The sequence below is a fragment of the Paenibacillus sp. MMO-58 genome (genome assembly GCF_037146255.1).
In the GTDB taxonomy this organism is placed as follows: domain Bacteria; phylum Bacillota; class Bacilli; order Paenibacillales; family Paenibacillaceae; genus Pristimantibacillus.
Window position 1 is genome coordinate 1 of sequence record NZ_JBBCVY010000053.1, and the last position, 236, is coordinate 236.

Below are 236 nucleotides of genomic sequence, written 5' to 3' on the forward strand. Positions count from 1 at the left end.
GCAAGACTGAAACTCAAAGGAATTGACGGGGACCCGCACAAGCAGTGGAGTATGTGGTTTAATTCGAAGCAACGCGAAGAACCTTACCAGGTCTTGACATCCCTCTGACCGTCCTAGAGATAGGGCTTTCCTTCGGGACAGAGGAGACAGGTGGTGCATGGTTGTCGTCAGCTCGTGTCGTGAGATGTTGGGTTAAGTCCCGCAACGAGCGCAACCCTTGATCTTAGTTGCCAGCA

General features: G+C 52.5%; 1 rRNA gene. It reads left to right on the top strand.

Annotated features, from left to right (window positions below):
• Positions 1-236, top strand: a 16S ribosomal RNA gene (locus WFJ73_RS33510); the annotation flags it as partial.